The organism is Actinomycetospora cinnamomea, from assembly GCF_003096675.1.
GTDB classification, from domain to species: Bacteria; Actinomycetota; Actinomycetes; order Mycobacteriales; family Pseudonocardiaceae; genus Actinomycetospora; species Actinomycetospora cinnamomea.
Genome location: NZ_QEKW01000006.1, coordinates 279,636 through 297,182, shown reverse-complemented (window position 1 = coordinate 297,182; position 17,547 = coordinate 279,636). Strand labels below are relative to the sequence as shown.

Genomic DNA, 17,547 nt, shown 5'->3' with positions numbered 1-17,547 from the left:
GGGGTGGGAACTCTGATCACCTGTCCCGGCTCTCGGAAGGGGTCCCGCGATGGGCACCGCAGGTGTCGTGATCATCGTCGTGGTGGTGGTGCTGGTCCTCCTCGGCATCGCCGCCCTCGTCCTCGCACGACGTCGACGAGAGCGCGCGCTCGCCGACGAGTTCGGTCCGGAGTACGAGCGCCGCGTCGCCGAGACCGGCGACCGCAAGCAGGCCGCGAAGGAGCTCCGGGAGCGCAAGGAGCGCCACGACCAGCACGAACTGCGCCCCCTGCAGCCCGACGAGCGCGAGCGCTTCCGCGCCGACTGGCAGCAGGTGCAGCGGGGCTTCGTCGACGACCCCGGCGGCGCGGTCGAGCACGCCGACGCGCTGGTCGTGACGATCATGCGCCAGCGCGGCTACCCCGTGGAGGACTCCCGGCGGCGGGCCGAGGACCTCTCCGTGGCCCAGCCCCACCTCGTCGACGACTACCGGAACGCCCAGCGCATCACCACCGCCCACCGCGACGGCACCGCGAGCACCGAGGACCTGCGCAGCGCGTTCACGTCGTACCGCTCCCTGGTCGAGGCGCTGCTCGACGACGGCGGGCACGACGAGTACGGCGGGCACGGCGGACGCGAGGGCGCGACCGAGCGGATGGCCGGTGGACGGGACGCGCGCGGTGGGCACCCCGAGGCCGGCACGGAACGGATCGCCCCGGGCGGTGGCGGGCCCGGTCAGGGTGCGCCGCCCCCGCAGGGACCGCCGCCCGGGAACGCACCCGGCCCGGGCGGACCCCCCGACGGGGCGCCCGGCCCCGGACGCCCCGCGTCGGCGCCCCGTGCGGCCGGCGGACCCGACGGACACCAGGAGCACAGGCGATGAGCCACCCCGAGCAGGGCCAGCCCGCAGGTCACACCGCCGACGAGCACGAGCGTCCGGGCGGGTACGACGAGGACCCCCGGCAGAACGCCGGGGGGCCGCAGGGCCAGCCGTACGGCGGACAGCCCGGCGGCGGGTACGGCGACCCCTACGGCCAGCACGCGCCGCAGGGCGTCCCGACCGGCACCCCGTACACCGAGCGACACGGCGACCAGCCCGGCCAGCAGTACGGGGGCCAGCAGTACGGGGGCCAGCAGCACGGGGGCCAGCCGTACGCCGGCCAGCAGCCGGGCGGGCAGCAGCAGCCGTACGGCCAGCACGGTCAGCAGTTCGGCGGCCCGCACGAGCAGCAGCACGGCCAGCATCACGGCGGCGAGCAGCACCTCCCCCAGCACGCGCAGTACGCCCCCTCGGGGGGACCGGCGCCGGCCCAGCAGCAGTACGGCGACGCGCCGGGCCAGCCGGCCGGCACCGGCCCCGGTGGTGTGGGCCCGGGACAGGGCGGACAACCCGGTGCCTACCCCGGCCCGCCCGACCACGGTCGGGGGGCGCCGGGCGAGCCCACGGGCGGCCCGGGCCACGACGGGGGTCACGACGCCCCGGTCCAGGCGGGCCAGGAGCAGGCCGGCGCCACCGCCCGGGGCGGGCACGACCAGGGCTCGGACGAGCCCCGCGGCACGATCATCGACCCGGAGCGGGCGTCGCAGTGGCGCTCGCAGTGGGAGGACGTGCGCATGATGTTCGTCGACCGGCCCCAGGACGCGGTGTCGCGCGCCGACGGCCTGGTGGGCGAGGTGCTCGAGGAGCTGTCCCGCACGTTCTCCAGCCAGCGCAGCGCCCTCGACCCGAACCAGCTCGGCGGGGAGCCCTCCACCGAGGAGATGCGTCGCGCCGTGCAGCGCTACCGGGAGTTCTTCGACCGGCTGCTCACGCTGTAGGCCGCCCGGCGCACCACTACGGTGCGCCGGGTGGTCTCCACCCAGGGCTTCGGCCGCGCGCTCGACCGTCTCCGCCCCGTCGTCGGGGCGGTGACGCGCGCCCACATCGCGCTCTACCGCCGGACGGGCGGGCGACTCGGACACACGGCGCCGGGTCTGCCGACGATGCTCCTGCTCGACCACGTCGGAGCCCGCAGCGGGCGGCCGCGCACGACGCCGCTGCTGTACTTCACCCACCCCGACGACCCGGACGACCTCGTCGTGGTCGCGTCGTACGGGGGGCACCCGCGACACCCGGCGTGGTTCCACAACCTGCGCGCGCACCCGGACACCACGGTGCAGGTGCGCGACGAGGTGCGGCCGGTGCACGCCCGCGTCGCCACCGACGAGGAGCGCGCGCGGCTGTGGCCCGCCGCCATCGCGACGTACCGTCCGTTCGCGGGCTACCAGCGCCGCGCCGAGGAGGTCGGTCGCACGATCCCGTTCGTCGTGCTCACCCGCCGTCGGCGCTGACGGTCACCCCCGCAGCCGCACGTGGTCGGGGGTCAGGTCGGCGACACGGGACACCCCGAGCAGGGCCATCGTCCGGCGGATCTCCGCGGTGAGGATCTCGCCGAGGCGGTCGACCCCGCGCTCGCCCCCGGCCATGAGGGCGTAGAGGTAGGCCCGCCCGACGAGGCACCCGGAGGCCCCGAGCGCCACCGCGGCGACGATGTCGGCGCCGGAGGTGATCCCGGTGTCGAGCAGCACCTCGGCGTCGCCGCCGACCTCGGCGACCACCGACGGCAGCGTCTCCAGCGGCACGGGCGCCCGGTCGAGCTGGCGGCCCCCGTGGTTGGACACGACCACCGCGTCGGCGCCGGCGTCGACCACCCGCCGCGCGTCGGCCGCGGTCTGCACGCCCTTGACGACGAGCGGGCCGTTCCACGTGGATCGGAGCCACGCGAGGTCGTCCATCGTGAGCGCCGGGTCGAACATCGTGTCGATCAGCTCGGAGACCGTGCCGCCCCACGACGACAGGGCGGCGAACTCCAGCGGCTCGGTGGAGAGCACGTTGAGCCACCAGTGCGGGTGGCGCGCCATGTCCAGGAGCGTGCGGGGCGTCAGCGCCGGCGGGATCGTCAGGCCGTTGCGGGCGTCGCGCAGCCGCGCCCCGCCGACCGGCGTGTCCACGGTGAGCATCAGCGCCTCGTTGCCCGCGGCCTTCGCCCGGTCGACGATCGCCGCGCTGGCCTCGCGGTCACGCCACAGGTAGAGCTGGAACCAGCGCCGGGTCTCCGGCGCGGCGAGGGCGAGGTCCTCGGGCGAGGTCGTGCCCATCGTCGAGAGCGTGTGCGGCACCCCGAGCCGGGCCGCCACGCGCGCCACGGCCGGCTCGCCGGAGTGGTGCATCATCCGCGTGAACCCGGTGGGCGCGAACGCGAACGGGAGGGCCGAGGGCCCGCCGAGCAACGTCGTCGCGGTGTCGACCGTCGACACGTCGCGCAGCACCGAGGGCCGGAACTCCAGGGCCGCGAACGCCGCCCGTGCCCGCGTCAGCGACACCTCGCCCTCGGCCGCGCCGTCGGTGTAGTCGAACACCGCGCGGGGGGTGCGGCGCCGGGCGATCTCCCGGAGGTCGCCGACCGTGTGCGCCCGGGCCAGGCGACGGCGCACCGGGTCGGGGTCGGGGCGCGCCAGGCGCAGCAACGGGCGCAGCTCCGCGGGCCGCGGCAGGCGGCGGGGGGTCCGGGGGAGTTCCGGCTGGCGGGACGTCATGCGGGCCTCGCTCCTCGTCGCGCGACGGCGGGTCGCGCCCTACCGAACGGCGCCGCGGGGCGTGCGTCAAGGTGGGCTCCGTGCGCGCGGGGGATCGTCCCCCCGTGGCCGGGGCGGGTGCGGTACAACCGACGCTGACGCCGGTGGGCACCGGCGCCCGGCGTCGGGGGAGAGGACGAGGTCGTGAGCTACCCGCAGCGCTCGTGGGACGACGGCGACGTGGAGGTGCTCGGCAAGCGCCTGTGGGCCGGCGGCATCGCCACCGCCGTGGTGGCCGCGGGCATCGCGATCGTCGGCGTCCTCATCATCTCCAACGTCTTCGACCTGGGCATCCAGACCGCGGAGCGCAGCGGCGCGCTGGTCGACAACGCCATGACGATCATTCCGGTGGCCGCGGCGATCGCGGCGCTCGCCGGCACCGCCCTGCTGCACCTGCTGCTGCTGACCACGCCGCGCCCGGCGACGTTCTTCTCGGCGCTCGTCGTGCTGGCGCTCGTGGTCCTGCTCCTTCAGGTCTTCCTCGCCCGCGGCAGCGTCATCGACCACATCGCGACGGCGGTCCTGTACGCGGCCATCGGCCTCGCGATCATCTCGATGCTCTCGGGTGTCTCGCGCACCGCGGTCCGCCCCGTGAGCTCCGGCGGGTGGGGCGGGCGCCAGTACGACGGGCGCTACGACCAGCGCTACGGCACCTACGAGCAGCCGTACGAGCAGCGGGGTCCTTACGCCGACCCGTACCCCGGCCAGGACGACCGCACCGCCCGCTACGACCCGCGTGGGCCCCAGGGCGGTCGCTGGCAGTAGCGGCCCGGTGCCACCGTGACGTTGATTCTATTGACGCCCCATGGCTTGACCCCCGGCGCGGACGCTGACGACGATCGCAGCGCGTGATGCTCTGCGCGGGCGTCCACCTCTGCCCGCGTCCAGCTCCGTCGCCCCCGGTGGGCGACACCTCCGAGGAGAGGTCAGCGATGGCACCGACAGCGGTCAACGGCACGAACGGCAGTCGCGATCACCGGGCGGTCCTCGAGCGGACGGCGACCCCGCCCTCCCGGCACATGAGCCTGGAGGAGGCCCGGACGACGCTGCGGCTGGCCCTGCCGGAGCCGGGAAGCAAGTTCAGCCAGGACGACGAGTGGTGCGTCGTCGCCGAGCCCGACGGCACGTGGCGCGAGTACCGGTTCCACGACTACGACAAGATCTTCCGCATGCCCGGGCTGTACGAGAAGATCTTCTACGACGTCCTGGGCTGCGACTCGCCGCGCTTCATGGTGGGCCTGCTGAACGAGGCCCTGGCCACGGCCGGCGTGCCGGCGGAGACGCTGCGCGTGCTCGACCTCGGGGCCGGCAACGGCATCATGGCCGAGGAGCTCGCCGCGGTGGGCGTGGCGCACACCGTCGGGGTCGACATCCTCGTCGAGGCCAAGGAGGCCGCCGAGCGCGACCGTCCGGACCTCTACGCCGACTACCACGTCGCCGACTTCACCCGGCTGCCCGCGCCGCAGCGCGAGACCCTGCTGGCGCACCGGCTCGACACGCTGACCGTCGTCGCCGCCCTGGGCTTCGGCGACATCCCACCGGCGGCCTTCCGCACCGCCTACGACCTCATCGCGCCCGACGGCTGGGTGGTCATGACCATCAAGGACGCGTTCCTCGAGGCCACCGACACCTCGGGCTTCGCGGGCATGATCGGCGAGTCGATCCGCTCCGGTGCCCTCGAGGTCGTGCGACGCGAGCGCTTCCAGCACCGCCTGGCCACCGACCGCACCCCACTGCTCTACGAGGGCATCGTCGCCCGCAAGCGCGGCCCGCTCGCGGGCTGAGCTGAACGGTCGCGCGTGAGACGGAGACCTCTGACTGGCCGGTAACCGTGTGACCCACGTCGCCTCGGGGCACACTTCCCCCGGGGCGCGCCAGGCGCGGCGCGTTCCGGGGAGCCGACGTGGAGGTCGCCGACATGACCGTGGAGCAGGCGGGAGACGGGGCGCAGCGGAACTCGACCTTCGAGTACCGCAGCCGGACACCCGTGGGCCGCGACGCCGTCGACATGGCGTCCGCCCTCGAGTCCGTGGTGCCCGCCGACGTGCTGGCCGAGGTCGACCCGGCCCTGTGGGGCCGCACGGTCGTCCAGCTCGCGCAGGGCATCGTGACCCACCCGTCCGACGTGGGCCGGGTGATCGCGGGGCACGCCGGTCTCGCCGCCCGGATCGGCACGGCCACGATCGCGCGGGCGCTCGGGTCGTCCGCCGAGGGCCCGGTGCCCGTCGAGAAGGACGGGCGCTTCAAGGACCCGACCTGGGAGGAGAACCCGGTCTACTGGGGTCTGCGCCAGCAGTACCTCGCGCTGGTGCAGACGCTGCACGACCTCGTCGGGGCGGCCGGGCTCGACGAGTCGTCGCGCGAGCGCGCGTCGATGCTGATGGACGTCCTGGGCAGCGTGATCTCGCCGACCAACGTCCTGCCCGGCAACCCCTCGGCGCTCAAGCGGGCGTTCGAGACCGGCGGGTCGAGCGTGCTCACCGGCGCCCGCCAGATGCTCGACGACCTGGCCACCAACCAGGGCCGTCCCCGCCAGGTCGACCGGTCGCAGCTGCGCGTCGGCAAGGAGCTGGCCGCGACGCCGGGCAAGGTCGTCTACCGCAACCGGCTGATGGAGCTCATCCAGTTCGAACCGCAGACCGACGAGGTCCACGAGATCCCGATCCTCGTGAGCCCGCCGTGGATCAACAAGTACTACATCATGGATCTCGCCCCGGGCCGCAGCCTCCTGGAGTGGGCGGTGCAGCACGGGCACACCGTGTTCGTCATCAGCTACCGCGACCCCGACGAGTCGATGGCCGACACCGGGCTCGACGACTACCTCGAGCTCGGCAACCTGGCCGCGCTGGACGTCGTCCAGGACATCACGGGTGCCGAGAAGGTCAACCTCGTGGGCCTGTGCCTCGGCGGCCTCATGGCCACCATCGCCGCCGCGATGCTGCACGCCCGCGGCCAGGGCCACCGCCTCAACTCGCTGACCCTGACGAACACCCTGCTCGACTACTCCGACCCGGGCCCGGTGAGCAGCTTCGTCGACCCGGAGATCGTCGAGCGCCTCGAGCGCAAGATGGCGCGCACCGGCTACCTGCCCTCGGAGTCGATGGCGACGACGTTCGACCTCCTGCGGGCCAACGACCTGATCTTCAACTACGTCGGGCCGAACTGGCTGGAGGGCAAGACGCCGCCGGCGTTCGACATCCTCGCGTGGAACTCGGACTCCACGCGCATGCCGGCGAAGATGCACGCGTTCTACCTGCGGCACTTCTACCTGCAGAACGAGCTGGCGCGGGGCGAGCTCGAACTGCTCGGTGAGCACCTGTCGCTGAAGTCGGTCACCAACGACACGTTCATCGTGGCCGCGATCAACGACCACATCGCGCCGTGGCGCACCTCGTTCCAGTCGACCACCCTGCTCGGCGGCGACGTCACCTTCACGCTGTCCAACGGCGGGCACATCGCGGGCGTGGTCAACCCGCCGGGCAAGAAGGCCAAGTACTGGATCGGCACCGTCGGCGGCGACGCCGCGCCGGACGCCGACACCTGGATGCAGCGGGCGACCGAGGTGAGCGCCTCCTGGTGGGAACCGTGGCGCGACTGGATGGCCGAGCGCGGCGGCGGGATGCGCCAACCGCCGCCGACCGGGTCGGACGCCTACCCGCCGTTGGAGGACGCGCCGGGCTCGTACGTCCTCGGGACGTCGTGATCGGCGCCCGTCGCCGCGGTCGGGCGAGCGGGTGACGGCGGCCGCCCGGCGGGCGATCGACGGTTGACGGGCCGGATCGCGCTCCGTCACGGTTGCGTGGGGCGCACGTCCCGTGCGCTCCGCGCAACAGCCCCGCCCACCTTCACCTCGCGAGGGTGCCCGCATGGACCGTCATGCCTCCGTCGACCTCCGCCACCACGTCGACCGCGCCGTCGGCCCGGGCTACGACCGGGTGTTCCTGCGGCTGGACCTGCTGATGACCAGCCGGGAGGGCCGCTGCGGCTGTGCCGGGTGCGCCTCGTACGTGGCCGAGCAGCGCGCGCTCCTGGTGTCGTCGCTGCCGCCGCTGTGACGCACCCTTATGACGGAGGGTGACTGCCCGGTGACCGCGCTCACCGCAGGGCGGACCGTGGCCGCGTGTGCTTGGTAAACTGAGCAGGTCACCGACGACGGAGGTATCTCCCCCATGGCCACCCCGACCGCCGACGAGACCCGCGACCAGGCTCTCGACATGATCACCCAGGTCCAGGAGGCCGGTCTCCGTCTCGCCGGCTCCGTCGCCGAGAGCTGGGCCACCGTGCTGCGCAGCCTCCCGGGTCTCGCGCCGGGCGTCGCCGACGGCCCCGCCACGGCCGCGACGGCCGCCAACGCCACCGCGCTGCCGCGCACCGCGGCCGAGGCCGTCGACCGGTTCTACGACACCGGCGTGCAGGTGCTCGAGGCGCAGCGCTCCGCGGTCCACCACGCCCTCGGGGCCGTCGCGCCCGCGCTGCGTCCGCTCACGGTCGTCACGCCGCCGGCCGCGCGCCGCTGACCGACGTGTCCGACCCGGGCCGGGCCTGGGAGGACCACCGCCGTGCCCTCGGCGGGTTCATCCGCAGCCAGCGCAAGCTCGCCCGGCTCTCGCTGCGGCAGCTCTCGGCCCTGAGCAACATCTCGAACCCCTACCTGAGCCAGATCGAACGGGGGCTCCACGAGCCCTCGGTCCGTGTGCTGCACGCGATCGCGGAGGCGCTCGACATCTCCGCCGAGACCCTGCTGCTGCAGGCCGGCCTGGTGCGCGAGCAGGCCGGGGGTCATCCCCCGGCCGAGGCCGGCGCGTCGTCCGCCGAGCGGGCGATCCGCGCCGACCCCCGGCTCTCCGACGCCCAGAAGGAGGCCCTGATCTCCGTGTACCGCAGTTACACGGCGGGCGGACCCGACGGGAGGGACGCCCCGTGAGCGCCCTGTCGCTTCCCGAGCCCGCCCCGGAGCCCGCCGCCCATACCGCCCCGCCCGACATCGGCGACGTCACCGACGTCGTCGTCGCCGGGCACCGGCTGCACGTCGCCCACCGTCCGGGCGCGCCCGGGCGCCGACCGCTGGTGCTGGTCAACGGCATCGGCGCGAGCCTTGAGTTCCTCGACCCGCTGGTCGAGGCGCTCGACCCGCAGCGCCCCGTGGTCCGCTTCGACGTCCCCGGCATCGGCGGGTCGCCGCTGCCGTGGGTGCCGCTGCCGATGTGCGGCCTGGCCTACCTGCTCGCGGGGCTGCTCGACCGCCTCGGCTACCGGCGTGCCGACGTGCTCGGCCTGTCGTGGGGCGGCGGCATCGCCCAGCAGTTCGCCCTCCAGCACCCGGACCGCACCGGCAAGCTGGCGCTGGTCAGCACCGGGATGGGCGCCTGGATGGTGCCGGCGCGGCTCAGCGTGCTGACCAAGATGCTCACACCGCGGCGCTACAACGACCGCACCTACCGCCGCGAGGCCGGCGCCGAGATCTACGTCGGGGAGTCGCAGGCCGAGGTCGACGCCGTGTTCTCCCGCGCCCGCGAGGTGGACCCGCGTGGCTACCTGTACCAGCTGATGGCGCTCCTGAGCTGGACGAGCCTCCCCGTCCTGCCGCTGATCGCCGCGCCGACGCTGGTGCTCAACGGGCGGCTCGACCCGGTCATCCCCGTGGTCAACGCGCACATCATGGGCGCCCTGCTGCCGCACTCCACCGTGCACCTGCACGACGGCGGCCACGTCGGCCTCCTGACCCGGCCGCACGAGCTCGGCCCGGTCCTCGAGGACTTCCTCGACCGCTGATCTTCCTCCCCCCCTGAACGACTGTTTAGGGTTCCGGCCATGACGGTGTCGGAGCCGACGGCGGACTGGCGGACCTGGGTGCCGGAGCGGCTCCCGTACCCCGAGGTGCCGGTGGGAGCCCTGCTCGACGGGGCGGCCCGCCGTTTCGGTGACCGTGTCGCGTTCTCCCATCACGGCCGCGAGCTGACGTTCACCGGGCTCTGGCGTGCGGCCTGCGGGTTCGCCCACCACCTGCAGGCGCGGGGGGTCCGGCCCGGCGACGTCGTGGGCGTGCACCTGCCCAACACGCTGGCCTTCCCCGTCGCCTACCACGGGATCCTGCTGGCCGGGGCGACGTTCAGCCCGGTCAGCCCCCAGCTGCCGCCCGAGGGCGTCGCCTCCCAGCTCGCCGACGCGGGCGCGGTGGCGGTCGTGGGACTCGCCGATGTCGGCGCGGGGGTGCCGCTCATCCCGACCGACGGTGTCGGGCTCGGGTCGGAGGACGCCGAGGCCCCGCCCGTGCTCGACCTCGACCCCTCGGTGGCGCGCGCCCATCTCTCCTACACCGGCGGCACCACCGGCCGGCCCAAGGGCGTCGTGCTCACCCACGCGAACGTCGTGGCCAACGTGCTGCAGTACGCGTGCCACACCACGGGCTCGCGCCCGGAGCACGGTGTCGGCGGCGACGTCACCGTCGAGCAGATCGGGCCCGCCGAGGAGTGGCCGGTGCGCCTCGGCGAGGGCGTCGGGATCGCCGTCGCCCCGTGGTTCCACGCCATGGGCACCGTCGGCGGCATGACGGTCCCGCTGGTCACGGGGACGACGGTGATCGTGCACGAGCGCTTCGACCCGGCCCGCTTCCTGGCCGACGTCGAGACCCACCGCGTCACCACGGTGACCGGTGCCCCGCCGCTGTTCCACGCCCTGCTCGCCCACCCCGAGTCCGCGTCGCGCGACCTCACCTCGGTGCAGGGCATCAGCTCGGGCGCCGCGCCGATGCCGGTGGCGCTGGCCGAGCGGCTGGCCGAGCGGATGCCCGAGGCGGTCATCGTCGAGGGCTACGGCATGACCGAGGCGACGATGGGCCTGACCTTCGGCGCCACCGCCCGCTCGGCGCACCGGCGTATCGGCACCGTCGGCGTCCCCGTGCCCGACACCGAGATCGTCGTCGGCGAGCCCGGGGCCCCGGTGCCGGCGGGGGAGCCGGGCGAGGTCTGGGCCCGCGGGCCGCAGGTGATGGTCGGCTACCTCGACCGGCCGGAGGACACCGCCGCGACGCTCGTCGACGGGTGGCTGCGCACCGGCGACATCGGCGTGATCGGCGAGGACGGCCTGCTCGAGATCGTCGACCGGGCCAAGGACATGCTGCTCTACAAGGGCTACAACGTGTACCCGCGCCACCTCGAGGAGCTGCTCGTGGCCCAGCCCGAGGTCAGCGCGGCCGCCGTCGTGGGCCGGGCCGATCCGGCGGTGGGCGAGGAGCCGGTGGCGGTCGTCGTGCCCGCGCCCGGCACCACGATCGACGGGGAGGTCGCCGCGCGGCTGGCGGCGGCGGTGGACGAGCACGTCGCGCCGTACCAGCGCCTGCGCGCGCTGCACGTCGCCGAGGCGCTGCCGGTGTCCGCGGCGGGCAAGGTGCTCAAGCGCGAGCTGCGCGAGCAGGTCGGCGGCGCGGGGGCGCTCGGCGCGCCCGTCTGGCGCCGTGACCAGGGGTAGACCGGCGCTAAGCTGGGCCCGTGGCCAAGATACGCATCGTGCGCGCCGCCGACGGACGGCAGTGGATGGTGCGCCAGAAGCTGGAGTGGACCGATCCGGCCACGGGTGAGGACTTCGAGCACGACATGCAGGGTGGCCAGCTGGCGGCCATCGGCATCGTCTCGATCATGGGCCTGCTGTGGGTCGCGCTGCTCGCCTGGTGGGCCACGGGCAGCCAGGGCGTGGTCGTGCCCCTCTGGGTCTGGGCGATCCTGCTGCTCATCATCGGGTTCTTCCCCGGCCGCTGGGTGCTGCGCCGCCCGCGCACGCTCGTGGCCGAGACGCCGGGCGGCTCCGACGGGTCGTCGCCCGAGCGGTGGGTCGGCTGGGTGCGCGGCACGTCCGCCGCCCGCGAGGAGATGAACCAGACCATCCGCAGCCTCGAGACCCGCGCGACCCCCGCGTACGCCGACAGTCCGCTGCAGCCGGTGAGTTGACGGGCCGGTGAGCTGACGTGCCCGAGCTGCCCGAGGTCGAGGCCCTCGCCGAGCACCTGCGCACCCACGCGCTGGCCCGGCCGGTGGCGCGCGCCGACCTCGCCAGCATGACCGCGCTGAAGACGTTCGACCCGCCGCTGTCGGCGATCACCGGCCGGCTGGTCACCGGCGCGTCGCGGCACGGGAAGTTCCTGGACGTCCACCTCGACGGCCTGCACCTCGTCGTGCACCTGTCGCGGGCGGGCTGGCTGCGCTGGCACGACCAGGCCTCGACGACCCCGCCGAAGCCGGGCAAGGGCCCGCTGGAGCTGCGGGTGCACCTCGAGACGGTCGGCGGCCCCGGCTTCGACCTCACCGAGGCGGGCACGCAGAAGCGGCTGGCCGTCTACCTCGTGGCCGACCCCGCCGAGGTGCCCGGCGTCGCGAAGCTGGGTCCGGACGCGCTGACCATCGGGCGCGGGACGTTCGGCGAGCTGCTGGCCGCCCACCCGTCGACGCGGCTCAAGACGCTGCTGGCCGACCAGCAGGTGATCGCCGGGATCGGCAACGCCTACTCCGACGAGATCCTCCACGTCGCCAAGCTGTCGCCGTTCGCCACGGCGGGGAAGCTCGACGTCGAGGCCGCCGACCGGCTGCACGGCGCGATGATCGCGGTGCTGTCCGGGGCCGTCGAGCGCGCGGTGGGCCAGGACGCGGCCCGTCTCAAGGGCGAGAAGCGTTCCGGGATGCGGGTGCACGCGCGCACCGGGCTGCCCTGCCCGGTCTGCGGGGACACCGTGCGCGAGGTCTCCTACGCCGAACGGTCCTTCCAGTACTGCCCCACCTGCCAGACCCAGGGGCGAGCGCTGGCGGACCGCCGCCTGTCGCGTCTGGTCAAATAGTCGCCGTGCCCAGCTGGCTGACCGACCCGCGGTTGCTCGCGGCGCTCGCCGTCGTCGTGGCACTGGTCGTCGCGGTCCTGGTCTACCGGCGCGTGAAGCGGCGCAACGAGTTCGCGTCGCCGCTGGAGCGCGCGACGTTCTCGACGCTGCACACCGTCTCGCTGGCGGCGCCCGCGCTGCGCGAGGGGCTCTCGGAGTCGTCGGCGCAGTTCGCGGTGCCCTACCTGCGGACGCTGCTGGACACCGAGGCGCTGTCGATGACGGGCTCGGACTGCGTGCCGCTGGCATGGGACGGGGAGGCCGAGCACCACAGCCTGGACGTGCGTCAGTACGCCGAGAAGGTCATGCGCACCGGCCGCCAGCAGGTGGCCAGCCGCAAGGACATCGAGTGCGGCTCGCAGGACTGCCCGGTGCGCGGCATCGTCGTCGTGCCGCTGGAGGTCGACGGCAACGTGGCCGGCACGCTGGCCGCGGTCAGTGCGGACACCCCGGGCCCGGTGCTGCTGCGCGCGTCGGCCGAGGTCGCCCGCTACGTCTCCAGTCAGCTCGAGCTCGCCGACCTCGACGAGTCCCGCGCCCGGCTCAACCGCGCCGAGGTGCGGGCGCTGCGCGCGCAGATCTCGCCGCACTTCATCTACAACGCGCTCAACACCGTCGCGTCGTTCATCCGCACCGACCCGGAGCGGGCGCGCGAGCTGCTCATGGAGTTCGCCGACTTCACGCGCTACTCGTTCCGCCAGGCGGGCGAGTACACGACGCTGGCCGACGAGCTCAAGAACATCGACCGCTACCTGGCCCTCGAGCACGCCCGGTTCGGCAGCCGGCTGACGGTGAAGGTGCAGGTCGCGCCCGAGGTCCTCTCGGTGGTGCTGCCGTTCCTCGCGCTCCAGCCGCTGGTCGAGAACGCCGTACGCCACGGCCTGTCGGGCAAGCCGGGCGGGGGCACCGTGTCGCTCACCGCGGAGGACTCCGGGTCCGAGTGCACCATCATCGTCGAGGACGACGGCGTCGGGATGGACCCGAAGGCGCTCAAGGAGGAGAACCGCGACGCGCACCTCTCCGGCGCGCACGTCGGCCTCGGCAACGTGGACGACCGCATGCGCTCGGCCTTCGGCCCGGACTACGGCCTGGTGGTGGAGACCGAGCGCGGCGCGGGAACGAAGATCATCCTGCGCGTGCCGAAGTTCCGGGCGGGCGTGCGCGTCTGAGCTGATCTCGACGTCACCCGGAGGGCGGCTAGCCTCGAGGCCATGAACTTGCGGTTCGGCTCGGCCCTGTCCTCGGTCCTGCCCGGTCCCCTCGCGGCGGCGACCGGCACACGCACGGTGAGCGTGGTGCGGCTGCAGGGCGTGATCGCGGCGACCACGGGGCCGGTGCCGCGGGCGGTCATCAACATCAACGCGGTGGAGGACGCCCTGAAGCGCGCGTTCACCGCGGACCGGGTCGAGGCCGTGGCGCTGGTGATCAACTCGCCGGGTGGGTCGGCGACGCAGTCCGCGCTGGTGGCCGACCGCATCCGGGGGCTGGCCCAGGAGCACGAGCTGCCGGTGCTGGCCTTCTGCGAGGACGTCGCCGCCTCGGGTGGCTACTGGCTGGCGTGTGCCGCCGACGAGATCTACGCGCACCCCACGTCGCTCGTCGGCTCGATCGGGGTCGTCTCGGGCGGCTTCGGGCTCACCGGCCTCATCGAGCGCTACGGCATCGAGCGCCGGCTGCACACCGCGGGCGAGAACAAGGCGCGCCTCGACCCCTTCCAGCCCGAGAAGCCCGAGGACGTCGAGTGGCTGCTCGGCATGCAGTCCGAGCTGCACGACCTGTTCATCGAGTGGGTTCGCTCGCGTCGCGGGGACGCGCTGCGTGAGACCGAGGACCTGTTCACCGGGGAGGTCTGGACGGGCCGGCGGGCCCTCGATCTGGGGCTCGTCGACGACCTCGGCACCGCCCGCGAGGTGCTGGCCCGTCGCTTCCCGGACGCCGAGCCGGCGACCGTCGAGCCCCGCAAGCCCCTGCTCGCGCGGCTGGGGCTCGGCGGGGTGCTGGGTCCGTCGGGTCTCTCGGCCGCGGGTCTCGACCCCGTCGGCGCGGCGCTGGAGTGGGTCGAGCACCGGGCTCTGTGGAGCCGGTTCGGGCTCTGAGACCCACCGCCGGGGTGGCCCGGGAGCCACCCCCACCCCCACCTCCACCCGGACCACCCGACGACGACCCCGACCCACCGCCGTTCTGACCACCCGAACCGAGGCGAGGGGAGGATTCGCTCCCCACCATCGCCCGGTCGGACCTAGGCTCCCCGCGTCAGGACCTGTGTGCGGGCGCGGGAGGTGGTGGACCGTGCCGGTCCCCGGCGTCCCGTGGGGCGGGCGCGACACGTCGGCGATCAGCCACGAGCTGATCCACCGGTGGGTCCACGACGGCGCCGACCCGGGTGCGATCGACTCGGCCCGCGTGCGCCACGCCGCTCGAGGTGAGGAGCTCCGCGCCGCCGCGCAGCGTCTCGAGCGGGCCCATGTCGAGCTCGGCTCCGCGTGGCGTGGGCGGGACGCCGACGCCGCGAGCGCGCACGTGCGCACGCTCGTGGCGCGCATGAGCCGTCTCGGCGACGCCGTCACCGGGCAGGCCGGGAGCTTGCAGGGGATGCGCGACGCGCTGGCCCGCGTCCAGTCGCTCGTCGGCCCGCCCCGCCCGCCGGCCCTGCCGGTCCTGGGCACGACGCCCGCGACGCCGGGCCTGGCCGGGACGCTGGCGGCAGGCGGCCCGCCCGACGGCTTCGGCGCCTTCCAGACCGCCCAGGCCGAGGAGCGGGCGGCCCAGCGCGCGTACCGCGCCTACCTCGAGCAGACCGGGCTCGCCGCCCGCGGGGCCCCGTCGGCCGCCGACGGCCTCGCCGGGCGCGCGACGCCGGGCGGCCCCGGCCCGCTGCCCGCCACCGCCCGGGGCGGCGGCGTCCCTGCGACGTCCACGCCCGGTGGGGTCGGCTCGGGGGCTCCCGCGGGCGGTGGTGTCCTCGCCCGTGCCGCTGCGCCCGCCGGGTCCACGCCGGCCCCCCGCGCGCGTGTGCCCGGGGTGCCAGGAGGTCCCGCGGGCGGGGTGCCGGGCCGGGCGGCGCCGGGGACCCGCCCGGGTCCCGGTGGACGTGCTCCGACCGGTCCGGGCGCGCCCGCGGATCCGGGTGCGCGGCCGGGTCCCATCGGCCGGTTCGTCTCACGCCTGCGGGGCGGCGTCGAGGCTCCTCCGCCGAACCGCGGGCGTGCGGGTCCCGGCGGCCCGCCCCGAGCGGGCGCCCCGGGCGGACTTCCAGGCCGGGGCGGTGGCCGTGCCGGAGCCGGCACGGGCGGCGCACGGGGACTCCGGGACCCGCGCGGCCCGTCGGCTCCCGTGGCCCCCACCGCCGCCGACCGGCTCGCCGGCGGACCCGTCCCCGGGCGCGCCGGTCCGGCCGAGGGTCGCCGTGACGAGCGCCGGCAGCCGCCCGCAGCCCGTACCGAGGGGCCGCAGCCCGCCACCCCGGGCCCGCACGGCCCCACCCCGGTGTTCCCGGGCCGTGACGACACCGGGCCACCCGGTGCCACACCCACCGGCACCGGCCCGTCCACCGGTGCGAGCCCGCTCGCCGGCACCGGCCCCTCCACCGGTACCGGTGCGTCCACCGGCACGGATCCGGCGCTCGGCGTCGGGGTCCCGCCCGCCCCCGCAGGTCCGGGCACCCCCGCCTCGGGCGCACCCGCCTCCGGCTCGAGCAGCCCCGGCCCGAGCGCGTTCGGAGCCGACGTCCCGTTCCTGCCCCCGACCGGTGGCGCGGCCGGGATGATCGCCGACACGCTGCGCGCCGGCACGTCCGGTGTGCGCCACCCCGAGTACCTCGTCGATGCCGACCCGTGGCGCGACCCGGCCGACGACCCCGACGAGCGCCGCCTGGTCACGCCCCCGGTGCTCGGGGAGCACGACGACCGGTGAGCGTCGTGCTCGACCGTCACGAGCTGCTCTGGGTCCTCGAGCAGTGCGACGCCCCGTGGCCGTACCCCCTGCGCCCGGTGCACTGGTCCGCCGAGACCGACGCCGAGGTCCGCCGCCACCGCACGGACACCGAGCAGGCACTGCGGGGTCGCGGGCTGCTCGAGCCGGCGCCCGCGCGGCTGCTGCTCGACGCCGGGTCCGCGGTGGCGGGGTGGGCGCTCGCCGTCGACCTCGTCCGCCGGGACGCCGCGGCCCCTCTCGCCGCGGTGGCGTGCACCGACGGCCGCACCGGCGCCCTGCTGTCCTCCCCGGAGCGCGCGGGCGCGCCGGTGCGGGTCACGCCGTGTCCACCGGACGGCCTGGCCGAGGCGGTGTTCGCGCTGGTCCCCCCGGTGCCACCCGGGTCGGGGCCGGCCGTCCCCGTCCCGGCCGGCGCCCTGCCCGCCGACCTGCCCGCCACCCGGCGCGCGACCCGCGCGCGGGACGTGGCCGAGGACCTGCTCGCGACCGTCGCCACGATCACCCAGGTCGGGGTGGCCGAGCGCCGGGCCGGTGCCGACCCTCGCCGCGTCGGCCCGCTGCTGTGCTGGCTGGACGGCCCGCGCGGGCGCCACGCGCTGCGCCTGCCTCCGGGTGGCCAGGCGCCGCGTCCGCCGCTGCTGGTTCCCGCAACGGGCGGACAACTGCTGGCCGAGGTCCGTACCGTGCTGTCCGACGCGGCCGTCCCGCGTCCGCCCGGAAGGAGCACGGCATGAGCGCACCGGAGCCGCCCCCGGGCGGGTCGGGCGGCGGGCCGGGCGGGAGTGGCGAGGCGGCCATGCAGCCCGACGAGACGCGGGCCTTCGCCGCGCGGGTGGACGCGCTCGAGCAGGGGGTGGCCGAGGCGCAGGCGGCGCTGGACCGGCTCGCCGCCGAGTCGCTGGCCGTGGGCTCGGGCGAGGACAACGCGGCCATCGCGGCCTGGTACCGCGAGCTCGTGGCCACGGACACGCTGCCGGCCGCGCGCACGCTCGCGGGCGAGCTCGAGGCGCTCCAGGGCGCGGTGCGCCAGAGCGTTGCGATGTGGGAGCAGGCCGACGACGCCGGGGCGCGGTCGCTGCGACCGGACACCGGGCCGTCCTGAGCCCGCTGCGGGCGGGTCGAGGTCATGCGGGCGGAGCAGCGGGGTGCGCCCGATC

General features: G+C 75.3%; 19 protein-coding genes. 18 read left to right on the top strand and 1 reads right to left on the bottom strand.

The window, feature by feature from the left end; all coding sequences use genetic code 11:
* The first annotated feature begins 49 nt into the window (after positions 1-49).
* Genes C8D89_RS14430 through C8D89_RS14420 form a run of 3 tightly spaced genes read left to right on the top strand, consistent with a single transcriptional unit; the run spans position 50 to position 2,310 of the window.
* Positions 50-862 carry a hypothetical protein gene (locus tag C8D89_RS14430; protein ID WP_207787219.1) on the top strand — a complete coding sequence of 271 codons (813 nt, stop codon included), beginning with the start codon at positions 50-52 and terminating at the stop codon, positions 860-862.
* Positions 859-1,797, top strand: coding sequence for a hypothetical protein (locus C8D89_RS14425; RefSeq protein ID WP_116708793.1), 939 nt, complete (start codon positions 859-861; stop codon positions 1,795-1,797). The genes C8D89_RS14430 and C8D89_RS14425 overlap by 4 nt, the downstream gene beginning before the upstream one ends.
* A 30-nt stretch (positions 1,798-1,827) precedes the next feature.
* Positions 1,828-2,310 (top strand): nitroreductase family deazaflavin-dependent oxidoreductase, encoded by a 483-nt coding sequence (locus tag C8D89_RS14420; RefSeq protein WP_116708859.1) that lies wholly within the window; start codon positions 1,828-1,830, stop codon positions 2,308-2,310.
* A gap of 3 nt (positions 2,311-2,313) precedes the next feature.
* Here the strand turns inward: C8D89_RS14420 and C8D89_RS14415 are convergent, their stop codons facing one another.
* Positions 2,314-3,555 (bottom strand): alpha-hydroxy acid oxidase, encoded by a 1,242-nt coding sequence (locus tag C8D89_RS14415; RefSeq protein WP_116708792.1) that lies wholly within the window; start codon positions 3,553-3,555, stop codon positions 2,314-2,316.
* A gap of 183 nt (positions 3,556-3,738) precedes the next feature.
* Between C8D89_RS14415 and C8D89_RS14410 the strand changes: the two genes are divergently transcribed.
* From C8D89_RS14410 to C8D89_RS14340, 15 genes are all read left to right on the top strand, one after another.
* A complete protein-coding gene (locus tag C8D89_RS14410; RefSeq protein WP_116708791.1) occupies positions 3,739-4,359 on the top strand; it encodes a hypothetical protein in 621 nt (206 codons plus the stop codon).
* Positions 4,360-4,526: 167 nt separating this feature from the next.
* On the top strand, positions 4,527-5,378 hold the full coding sequence (locus C8D89_RS14405; RefSeq protein ID WP_243418097.1) for a class I SAM-dependent DNA methyltransferase: 852 nt from the start codon (positions 4,527-4,529) through the stop codon (positions 5,376-5,378).
* Between the two features lie 119 nt (positions 5,379-5,497).
* Positions 5,498-7,297: a PHA/PHB synthase family protein gene (locus C8D89_RS14400; protein WP_243418096.1), complete on the top strand. Its 1,800-nt coding sequence runs from the start codon at positions 5,498-5,500 to the stop codon at positions 7,295-7,297.
* 163 nt (positions 7,298-7,460) lie between these two features.
* A complete protein-coding gene (locus C8D89_RS14395; RefSeq protein ID WP_116708790.1) occupies positions 7,461-7,649 on the top strand; it encodes a hypothetical protein in 189 nt (62 codons plus the stop codon).
* A gap of 114 nt (positions 7,650-7,763) precedes the next feature.
* Positions 7,764-8,111, top strand: coding sequence for a hypothetical protein (locus C8D89_RS14390; RefSeq protein ID WP_116708789.1), 348 nt, complete (start codon positions 7,764-7,766; stop codon positions 8,109-8,111).
* A gap of 5 nt (positions 8,112-8,116) precedes the next feature.
* Complete coding sequence (locus C8D89_RS14385) at positions 8,117-8,518, top strand: helix-turn-helix domain-containing protein (RefSeq protein WP_116708788.1); 402 nt, start codon at positions 8,117-8,119, stop codon at positions 8,516-8,518.
* Complete coding sequence (locus C8D89_RS14380) at positions 8,515-9,366, top strand: alpha/beta fold hydrolase (RefSeq protein WP_243418095.1); 852 nt, start codon at positions 8,515-8,517, stop codon at positions 9,364-9,366. Before C8D89_RS14385 ends, C8D89_RS14380 begins: the two co-directional genes overlap by 4 nt.
* Positions 9,367-9,405: 39 nt before the next feature.
* Positions 9,406-11,061: a class I adenylate-forming enzyme family protein gene (locus C8D89_RS14375; RefSeq protein ID WP_116708787.1), complete on the top strand. Its 1,656-nt coding sequence runs from the start codon at positions 9,406-9,408 to the stop codon at positions 11,059-11,061.
* 20 nt (positions 11,062-11,081) lie between these two features.
* Entirely contained in the window at positions 11,082-11,537 is a 456-nt protein-coding gene (locus tag C8D89_RS14370; protein WP_243418094.1) for a hypothetical protein, read from the top strand.
* 17 nt (positions 11,538-11,554) lie between these two features.
* Positions 11,555-12,418, top strand: coding sequence for a DNA-formamidopyrimidine glycosylase family protein (locus C8D89_RS14365; RefSeq protein WP_116708786.1), 864 nt, complete (start codon positions 11,555-11,557; stop codon positions 12,416-12,418).
* Between the two features lie 5 nt (positions 12,419-12,423).
* Positions 12,424-13,626 (top strand): histidine kinase, encoded by a 1,203-nt coding sequence (locus C8D89_RS14360; RefSeq protein ID WP_116708785.1) that lies wholly within the window; start codon positions 12,424-12,426, stop codon positions 13,624-13,626.
* Between the two features lie 42 nt (positions 13,627-13,668).
* Positions 13,669-14,553, top strand: a complete 885-nt coding sequence (locus C8D89_RS14355; RefSeq protein ID WP_116708784.1) for a S49 family peptidase — start codon at positions 13,669-13,671, stop codon at positions 14,551-14,553.
* 193 nt (positions 14,554-14,746) lie between these two features.
* On the top strand, positions 14,747-16,369 hold the full coding sequence (locus tag C8D89_RS14350) for a hypothetical protein (protein ID WP_116708783.1): 1,623 nt from the start codon (positions 14,747-14,749) through the stop codon (positions 16,367-16,369).
* Entirely contained in the window at positions 16,366-17,124 is a 759-nt protein-coding gene (locus C8D89_RS14345; protein WP_165825701.1) for an ESX secretion-associated protein EspG, read from the top strand. Before C8D89_RS14350 ends, C8D89_RS14345 begins: the two co-directional genes overlap by 4 nt.
* Complete coding sequence (locus tag C8D89_RS14340; protein ID WP_133251914.1) at positions 17,121-17,492, top strand: hypothetical protein; 372 nt, start codon at positions 17,121-17,123, stop codon at positions 17,490-17,492. The genes C8D89_RS14345 and C8D89_RS14340 overlap by 4 nt, the downstream gene beginning before the upstream one ends.
* Positions 17,493-17,547 lie beyond the last annotated feature (55 nt).